Annotated in this window: 7 protein-coding genes and 2 pseudogenes; 4 read left to right on the forward strand and 5 right to left on the reverse strand. The window is 34.8% G+C overall.

What is annotated here, in order from left to right:
- Positions 1-97 precede the first annotated feature (97 nt).
- The gene (locus F6K18_RS28725) at positions 98-313 is read right to left on the reverse strand and encodes a hypothetical protein (RefSeq protein ID WP_287525907.1); all 216 of its coding nucleotides are present in this window, start codon (positions 311-313) and stop codon (positions 98-100) included.
- A gap of 213 nt (positions 314-526) precedes the next feature.
- On the opposite strand from F6K18_RS28725, the gene ureA reads away from it, so the two are divergent.
- On the forward strand, positions 527-829 hold the full coding sequence (gene ureA, locus F6K18_RS28730) for an urease subunit gamma (RefSeq protein WP_124142719.1): 303 nt from the start codon (positions 527-529) through the stop codon (positions 827-829).
- Between the two features lie 48 nt (positions 830-877).
- Complete coding sequence (locus tag F6K18_RS28735) at positions 878-1,189, forward strand: urease subunit beta (protein WP_287525910.1); 312 nt, start codon at positions 878-880, stop codon at positions 1,187-1,189.
- A gap of 33 nt (positions 1,190-1,222) precedes the next feature.
- Here F6K18_RS28735 and F6K18_RS28740 read toward each other — a convergent pair whose 3' ends face one another.
- From F6K18_RS28740 to F6K18_RS28755, 4 genes and pseudogenes are all read right to left on the reverse strand, one after another.
- A complete protein-coding gene (locus F6K18_RS28740) occupies positions 1,223-1,813 on the reverse strand; it encodes a pseudouridine synthase (protein ID WP_287525912.1) in 591 nt (196 codons plus the stop codon).
- A 172-nt stretch (positions 1,814-1,985) separates the two neighbouring features.
- Positions 1,986-2,813, reverse strand: a pseudogene (locus tag F6K18_RS28745) (GAF domain-containing protein).
- A 63-nt stretch (positions 2,814-2,876) separates the two neighbouring features.
- Positions 2,877-3,131 (reverse strand): PleD family two-component system response regulator, encoded by a 255-nt coding sequence (locus F6K18_RS28750; protein ID WP_287525913.1) that lies wholly within the window; start codon positions 3,129-3,131, stop codon positions 2,877-2,879.
- Positions 3,132-3,290: 159 nt separating this feature from the next.
- Positions 3,291-6,524: an ATP-binding protein gene (locus F6K18_RS28755; RefSeq protein ID WP_287525915.1), complete on the reverse strand. Its 3,234-nt coding sequence runs from the start codon at positions 6,522-6,524 to the stop codon at positions 3,291-3,293.
- Between the two features lie 245 nt (positions 6,525-6,769).
- Here F6K18_RS28755 and wecB point away from each other — a divergent pair, with 245 nt between their 5' ends.
- The gene (wecB, locus tag F6K18_RS28760; protein ID WP_124142713.1) at positions 6,770-7,882 is read left to right on the forward strand and encodes a non-hydrolyzing UDP-N-acetylglucosamine 2-epimerase; all 1,113 of its coding nucleotides are present in this window, start codon (positions 6,770-6,772) and stop codon (positions 7,880-7,882) included.
- 654 nt (positions 7,883-8,536) lie between these two features.
- Positions 8,537-8,797: pseudogene (locus F6K18_RS28765) on the forward strand (helix-turn-helix domain-containing protein); the annotation flags it as partial.

The raw sequence follows: 8,797 nt of genomic DNA on the forward strand, positions 1-8,797 counted from the left end.
CCACTAATTTGTGAGGTTTCGATATGCGCGTACATGAGCATGATGAATCATTTGTCCTTGTCTTGAGTGCCTCTTACATTCTGGGGAGACCCCAGAATTAGCCACTCGCTTTTTGAGAGGCAGCTCTCACCAAACTCACTACCGTATTATAGGACAGATTTACTGTACGGCTAATTCCTCTTAAACTACTACCCTCAATATGACCTTGCAGAACCATAGGTATTGTTTCTGGTTCAATTTGCCGACGATACTGTAGGGTATAGAAAGTAGAGCGTGTTTGCGCAGCATCCCATAGGATAAAGTTTGTAGACATTCGGGACAATAGTACCGTTGGCTTACTTTACTGGTTTTTTCCGTGCTTATGGGCAATGCCCATGACCACACAAAGCACATTCCATAATGGTTTGAACTATTTAGGGACTATGTTCATATTACCATTCCCACACTTTCTTGATGCACTACCAATTCAAGTATTAAATTGATAAACATGATAAAATTTTCCCTGAGATAACTATATAAAAATACTATGCAGTTAACACCCCAAGAAAAAGATAAACTTTTAATTTTTACTGCTGCTTTATTAGCAGAACGTCGTAAAGAAAAAGGCTTAAAATTGAATTATCCTGAAGCAGTTGCCTATATTTCCGCGGCAATTTTAGAAGGTGCTAGAGAAGGTCAAACGGTGTCTGAATTAATGAGTTTTGGTACAACTTTATTAACAAGAAATGATGTAATGGAAGGTATCCCAGAAATGGTACAAGAAGTTCAGGTAGAAGGGACTTTTCCTGATGGGACAAAATTGGTAACTGTGCATAATCCCATTCGTTAGAAATTAGAATTGTTGAAAGACAGAAGAAATAGGAAAAAGATAACTATTATGATTCCAGGTGAACTGATTATTCAAGAGGGAGAAATCGAATTAAACCCAGGTCGCCCGACAGTAAAATTATTAATAGCAAATACAGGCGATCGCCCAATTCAAGTTGGTTCCCATTACCACTTTTATGAAGCAAATAATGCTTTGAGTTTTGACCGTGAACTCGCCAAAGGAATGCGTCTAGATATTCCGGCAGGTACTGCTATTAGATTTGAACCGGGAGATGAACGGGAAGTAATTTTAGTACCATTTGTTGGAAGACGAGAAGTTTATGGTTTTAATGGCATCATTAATGGTAAATTAGACAAATAGTAGGTTGATTTATCCTTCTAGCAACTTCCTCAATTAAAAAACCATCTGCTTGAGAGATTCAATTTCAGTTTGATTGAGGTCTCGCCACTCACCAGGTTGAAGTTCATTCATGTACAGGTCTGCGACCGCTACTCTAACTAACCGTAGTGTGGGAAAACCAACTGCTGCTGTCATTCTTCGAACTTGACGATTTCGACCTTCTGTGAGAATGATTTCTAACCATGCGGTGGGTACAGTTTTACGAAATCGAATTGGTGGATAGCGGGGTGGAAAATTGGGTTCTACAGATAACAATCTTACTTTTGCAGGTCGAGTCTGATAATTTTTGATCGTTACACCTTGTTTTAGTTGTCTTAATGCTGCCTCATCTGGCATTCGTTCTACTTGAACCCAATAAGTACGAGGATGAGCAAATTTAGGGTCAGTTAGTCGGTGTTGGAGTTGTCCATGATTTGTTAGTAGTAAAACTCCTTCACTATCTCGGTCTAATCTACCCACAGGATAAACTGAAGACACGGGAATGTAATCTTTAAGGTTTTGCCGTCTGTTAGACTCATCAGTATTGTCAGTGAATTGACTTAAAACATTGTAGGGTTTATTAAATAAAATGTACCTGTAACTCATGAGTAAAATTATATCAAGTTCGGTTAATTAATCTAAGTAAGGAAGAAGTAAGAAGGAAGAAAAAAAGTAATAATAATGAATAATTGACATATTTTTTCGTTCAATTAGATCGATAATTTTTGACAAAAAGAGATAAATTGTATAGCAATTTTTTCTAGATTATCATTTCCGCTTAATTATTGAAGTAAGGTTTTTCAATTGCCATACGTCGCCACTCCCTATGGATATATTCGTCAAATAGACAATGGTTAGCAATCTTAGTTAAACCATCTAGAGTAGCAAATTGAAGTAACTTTTCATTTGCAGTTTCTAATTGTTGATATAATTCTGACTGTTGTAAGGCAATCGCTAATTGTCTAGCTAAATGTTCAATAGATTCAATTTCTGAAGATTGCCATTTTCTTAGTTTTGAACAGTGGTGGGCAATTAATAATCCCCATAATTATTCTCTAGTATAGTCAAAATCTTGCTCAGAAAATTGTTCTTTATTTATCTTTGATATTGGTACTACTAAGTTAGATTTTACTTTAAACCGAGTCATAAATTCAATATGATATAGAATTAAATCAGCAATAGCTATATTTTTAGTAAGATTTGTTTGCTGTAGATTATCGTTGTTATAATATGAATTTATACTCATATTTTCTATAACGGATTGTAGATCAGAAGCAATAGATTCCATCAAGACTTCACTAGTTCCATCTGGATTAAATTTATATATCAATACCCTGTCACTTTTAAGAAATTTTCTGACTTCATCTACTGTATTTTTGAGAATATCATTAAGGTTTAGTGACTGACGTATTCGTTCTTGAATGAGGGTCATTAATCTCGATCTTTCTGTTTGCTTTCTTAACTCTTTAACAAGTTGATTAATTTGCAAAATTCGACGGACTCGCTGACGTAAAACTGCGAATTGAACAGGTTTAGTAATATAATCTAGGACACCAACAGCGAAGGCAAGATCGATAGATTCTTGATCTTCAAGAGTAGTAATCATTAACACTGAAGTCCCATAGAGTAAAGGGTTGCTATCTAGTTTTTGATCTAGAGACAAATTATTTTATAAATCCTTACTAAAAAGTTCTTGTAATTTGATATAGTAATTAAAGCCATTCATTTCTGGCATCATTGTATCTAGTAGAATTAGGTCTGGTATTTGAATACTAAACATTTCTAGGCATTGCTTACCATTTTTTGCTTCTATTATTTGATATCCTTCTTTTTGTAATACTTGATGAAGTAAATAACGGGTCGATTTTTCATCACCGACTATCATAATTACAGTAGCATTATTCTGTGACTGCATTGAATTCATACAAATCTTATTAAAAAATACTAAGAGCTGATTTGTAAACTTAGCTAAAACCCTGATTTCATCTAACTCTCAGGGATTTAGGCATTATTGAACTATAACTCCCAAAACCCTTGTATTGCCAGAAATTCAGCCTCTTAATATTTACTTTATAAATCAGTTCTAAGAGTTAATTGTAATTTGACTAAATATTTTCTGCAATATATTTTGCAGTTGTGATTGCTTAATGGGTTTATTTAATAAAGCTGCTAAATTTAGTTTTTGGAGCTGATTTTTTTCTGGAGATTTACCAATAGGAGTTAACATAACTAATGGTAGAGATTGATATTTAGGTAGCTCCCTAATAGCAGTAGCAGTTGCCACTCCATTCATTTCTGGCATTTGCATATCAATAATTATTAGGTCAAAAACTTGATTTTGGTTAACATTTTCATGTTGAAGGAGATCTATTGCTTCGACACCTGATGCGACACCATGAGCTAAAATCCCCCACTGACGTAACTGCTTAGTTAAAATTTGTAAGCAAGAAGGATTATCATCTACAATTAATAATCGTTTTTTACCTAATTTCGGTATAGAATTAAGTTGACTTTTCACATTCTCATCAACTTTTACAATTAGGGTAAAATAGAAGGTAGATCCTATTCCTTCTTGACTTTCAAACCACATTTTACCACCCATCATCTCGCAGAGACGTTTACTAATGACTAATCCTAATCCTGTTCCTCCATATTCCCTAGTTGTGGAACTATCTACTTGACTAAATGGTTGAAATAATTTGTGCATTTTGTCTCGGGGAACCCCAATTCCAGTATCTTTAACAAATATTTTTATTTGATACAAATCATTCTCTATATTTTGTTGATTATTGCTTTTTTTTGAATCTATTATTTTGTGAGCTGAAACATTAACTAAGACCTCTCCCTTTTGTGTAAATTTAATTGCATTAGAGATAAGATTAACTAATATTTGGCGTACTCTTATTTCATCTCCTGAAATTATACTTGGAGTATCATCTTCAACTAAATAAGCTAATTCAATATTTTTGTTAACTGCCTTAATAGCTAGTAAATCAATACACTTTTCCACACATAATCCTAAATTAAAAGGTCTTTGCTCCAAATCTATTTTATTAGACTCAATTTTGGAAAAGTCAAGAATATCATTAATAATTCCGAGTAAAGCTATACTACAGTCATGGACATCATTCAAATATTCTTGCTGTTCTAAATTTAAGTCACTATCAAACAACAAAGAAGTCATCCCAATTATCCCATTCATTGGAGTCCGAATTTCATGGCTGATAGTAGCCAAAAATTCACTTTTAGCTTTATTAGCCACTTCTGCTGCTTGTCTTGCTTGTTGAAGAGCAATATTTTGTTCAACAAGTTGTTGACTTTGGCTAGTTTCTTGCTCCAATAAATGAGCATGGGCCAGGGCAATTCCCACTTGTTGGGCAACATCTTCTAGTAGTTCAATTTCATCTTTTGTCCAAGTACGGTAACGATCGCATTGATGCAAGCAAATAATCCCATTGGGTTCATCCTGATAAGAGGTGCGAACTATTAACATAGATTTTAATCCTATGGAAATACATATTGATATAGAAATATTTGTTTGTAACACGGGTTCTGTATAAACATTGCTATAAGCGATCGCTCTATCTTGCTCTAAAAGCTTTTCTATGTAAGGATTGTCTACTACCGGAATTTCTAAATCCATGATCGATTGATATCCTTCTTCCAAATACTCGGCTACAAATGGTACTTTTGGTACTGTTCCTACCTGATAGGAATGAATAACGCAACGGTTGACGAGAAAAGCTTGACCTATTTGTTTTGCAGTAGTATCAAATATTCTCTGTGCATCTAAACTTTGGCGAATATCTTGAGTAATTTGTCCTAAGAGAAGACTACGTTGTAATTGTTGTTGTAGCGCTAAGTGAATCAAATTTTGTTCAATTGCACTAGCGAGAACATTTGTCACTGACTGTAAAAAGTGAATATCATCAAGAGTAAAAGTATATTTTTTAGTGGCATAAACTGCTAATATTCCCGCTGGTTGATAATTTCCCGGAATTATTAAACTCATACCACTGACAATGCCTTGGTTTAACAATTGTTTTAAGTCTGGATACTCTGAAATTCTAGCACTGAGGTCTTCAATAATGAGTGGTTTTTGAGCAGCTAAAGTGTGAGCAATAATAGAATCAAAAGCCTTAGTAACCAATGGTTGAGTGATTAAAGCTTTTGCTTTACTGACACTAGCTTTAATTTGCCAAGTTTGAGTATCTGATGGGTATTCCCAAATTTGACAATAGTCTAGTTGTAGGGTCTGACAAACTAGGTACACTGCTTCTGACATTAACTGAAATAAAGAAATATTTTGTAAAGCACGTTGACCTAATTTTGCTACTGCTGCTGCTGCTGAAGCTTGAATGGCTAATTTTTGTTCTGCTTGTTTGCGTTCGTAAAGCGCAGCTTGCTGTTCGCTAATATCGCGCAAAATTATCGTAAATACAGTTTCATCTTTTAATTTTAATTGTGAAATTGATGCCTCTGCTGGAAATTCTGTACGATCTTTTCGCCTAGCAATAACTACAGCTAGTCTATGTTTTGCTTGATGATTTTTTACTTCTAGAGAGTTGTTGAATTTTGACTCTTGCCAAACAATTAATTTACCAAGTGATTGCCCCACAGCTTCCTGATTTGTATAACCAAATATTTTTTCTGCTCCTTGGTTAAACATTTGAATAATTCTATTTCTATCTACTGAAATAATTGCATCTTCCGCCATATCTAAAATACCTGCTAAACGAGCCTCAGATTTTTTTAAAGCTTCAGAAAATGCTATACGTTCATTGATTTCATTTTCTAGCTTTTGATTTAAAAGATTTAAATCTGCTGTTCGCTTGTGTACTCTAGCCTCCAAATTGGCATTCAGGAGGCATATTTTTTCTTCAGCTAAAATACGTTCTCTGATTTGTTTTTCTAGTTCCTCATTAGTTGCTTCTAGTTGTATGAAATCAGGTCTTTTTAAAAGTTTTCGAGCTAAACGAATTAAAAATATTATTGTGACAATAGCAACTATTACTGTAGTACCTTTAACTAACCCTAATAGACCATGATGAGGAGACTGTAGATTCCAAATTTTTTGACTGTAAGAAATACCACTAAAAATCATCAAAATTGCCAACATCCAAAAAGTTAAATTGAATGGCATATTTGGTCGTTTAATCAAACAGTAGGTAAGTATTAGTGCGATCAAATAATAGGCCAGTGCCATCAATAAATCTGGTGTTAAATTAAATAACATTAACCTTGGTTGTAGTAGGTAATAAATTACATTCATCAGCAAGATACTCGAACTAATAGTTGTGAGAAATAACCATGACATATAATACCCCTCCTGATATACTAGATATTATTATTTAATCAAATCCTAAGCTGTAGTTGCAATTATAACTTTCTAAGTCATGCTGCGTACGGCGACAGCCGAAACGCAAATAGCCATCAGCAAACAGCTTTTTTATCTCCCTGATTTAAGTCTTTCTTTTAAGGCTAATTACTGTACTTCAGTCAACCAAGAAACACTATATAATTTTGATGACTGTCTAGAAAAAAATCTAAAATTAAGCCAAAATGCTTAGTACTCCAATCCAAATAGCAATTACTTTAGGAACTCGCCCCGAAGCTATAAAATTAGCACCAGTTATCCAACTTTTTCAAAGTTCTCCAGATTTTAAAACCCAGGTAATTTTAACTGGACAACATCGAGAAATGGTAAAACAGGTAATGAAATTATTTGAAATTAGTCCAGATCGGGATTTAGCAATTATGCAAACTCGGCAAACATTGACAGATATTATGTGTCGAAGTTTGCAAGGATTAGAAGCGTTATTTCTGCAGTTACAGCCTCAATTAGTATTAGTCCAGGGAGATACTAGCACCGCTTTTGCGGCTACCCTAGCTGCATTTTATCAAAAAATTCCTGTTGGTCACATAGAAGCAGGTTTACGAACCAATGATTTATTGAACCCCTATCCTGAAGAAGCAAACCGCCGTTTAATTTCTCAGATAGCTCAATTACATTTTGCCCCTACCAATTTAGCTGTAGAAAACTTGCACAAATCTGGAGTAGTAGGGGAAATTCATCAAACAGGAAATACGGTCATTGATGCTTTGTTAAAAGTAGCGAAAACTCAGCCTCAATGTTATATTTATGGTTTAGATTGGCACAAATACCGAGTAATATTAGCAACTGTTCATCGACGCGAAAATTGGGGAGAACCTTTGACAGAAATTGCTCAAGGATTTATCAAAATTTTAGACAAGTTTCCTGATACAGCTTTAGTTTTACCTCTTCATAAAAACCCTACAGTTAGAGAACCTTTAAAAGCTATTTTAGAAAGTCATCCCAGAGTTTTTTTAGAAGAACCTTTTGATTATAATCAATTAGTAGGAGCAATTCATAACTGTTATTTAGTATTAACTGATTCTGGTGGTTTACAAGAAGAAGCTCCGAGCTTAGGAAAGCCTGTTTTAGTATTACGAGAAACTACAGAAAGGCCGGAAGCAATCATGGCAGGAACTGCTAAACTTGTAGGTACTGATTCAACTAATATTATGGCTGCTACTGCGGAATTATTGAGTGATGCTGCTAAGTATGAAAAAATGGCAATGGCAATTAATCCTTTCGGTGACGGTCATGCCTCAGAAAGAATTATGAAGATTGTGAAAAGTTATTTTGGTTAAGCTATTTTTGCTCGGTTATATGTCTCTATCGCATTCTTTATTTGGCGTTGCGGAATAAATTTATGAGTTCACAGGAGTTAGGAGTTAGTAAATAGAAAGGAGTTTTTCGGTAACTAAATAGGAAGAAATAGGTATGATATCATTCAGGATAAGAGGGCGAGCAAAAAACTTTCTCCTTCTACTCGGAGTTTCTTATTCTTTCTTCCCTCCTGACTCAGTCCTCCTGACTTCCCCTCCTAGAAGAGGCGCGCGGGTGGGTTGACTCCTAAGTAATTAGAATTAATATCATACACGCGCTTCAGCAACGCCTAATATTGTAATATTTTTCTTAATGATGCTTAACTATAACTCCATTCTCAGCAAAGCATTTGCATCCTTAGTTTTATTGTAGTTAGCGATCGCCTGTTGAAGTTCTCTTTAGTTATAACAGTAGTAAGTCTAACTTTCTCAGTGTGGATGAACTTTATATCTTTGCTTCGACTGCTATACAGACTTTTCCCCCTAGAAAGTTAGAAGGTTAGGTCTTTTTTACTAATCATTTTAGCTCAGAGACTCTAGTAGAGCATTGACTTAATCAACGAATAACGATATAATACGTATTTAAGCATACTATTTAGACTGGCTGCCAATACCCATACATGAAATCCATGATTAACAAAGCTCAAACTTAATAATAAACAGAAAACTTTGATGGCTCAACACGCGGGCTACTCTCGATGGTGCTATAACTGGGGTTTAAGTCTGTGGAATGCTGCATACATTGATGGTGACAAACCAAATGTTTCCTTCGGAATGCTGCGCAAACGTAAGTTGAGAGAGGTTTTTACTAATCACACAAAACCTCTTTATCCCTGGATGAAAAGCTTGTCGTCTAGAGTTGATCAATATGCTTTTCCTACGGAATGCTGCGCAAAC

Source organism: Okeania sp. SIO2C2 (assembly GCF_010692625.1).
Taxonomy (GTDB): Bacteria; Cyanobacteriota; Cyanobacteriia; order Cyanobacteriales; family Microcoleaceae; genus Okeania; species Okeania hirsuta.